Origin of the sequence: Pseudomonas sp. VE 267-6A (assembly GCF_024126555.1) — a bacterium.
Lineage (GTDB): Bacteria > Pseudomonadota > Gammaproteobacteria > Pseudomonadales > Pseudomonadaceae > Aquipseudomonas > Aquipseudomonas palmensis.
On the sequence record NZ_JAMYBY010000056.1, the window covers coordinates 1 to 430 of the forward strand.

The following is a 430-nucleotide window of genomic DNA, read 5'->3' on the forward strand; positions in this document are numbered from 1 at the left end:
TGGCCAGCCCGGCGGGCATCGCCCTGACCACGCCGCGCTCGACGCATGTCGCGACCGGTGAACACCTGGCGTTGAGCAGCACCGGGCATACGAGCCTGTCGATCGGCAAGCGACTGCTGGCCAGTGCCAGCCAGGGCATGCGGCTGTTCGTGCAGAACATGGGCTGGCGGTTGGTGGCGGCGTCGGGCGACATCGATATCAAAGCGCTGAAAGACAACATCAACCTGCTGGCCAAGCTCGACATCACCGCCAATGCCGACCGCATCACCCTCACCGCCAAGACCGAACTGGTGGTGCAGGGCGGCGGCAGTGCCACCACCTACAACGCCAGCGGCATCACCCACGTGACCACCGGGCCGTACACCGCGCACGCGGCGAACTTCGCCCATGTGGGGCCCAAGAGCCTGGCCGGGACCTTCCCCGAGCCGCC

The 430-nt window shown here is 67.7% G+C and carries 1 protein-coding gene; it reads left to right on the top strand.

The window, feature by feature from the left end; genetic code table 11:
• A partial coding sequence (locus NJH59_RS25415; RefSeq protein ID WP_253087478.1) for a DUF2345 domain-containing protein occupies positions 1-430 on the top strand: 430 nt, incomplete at both ends.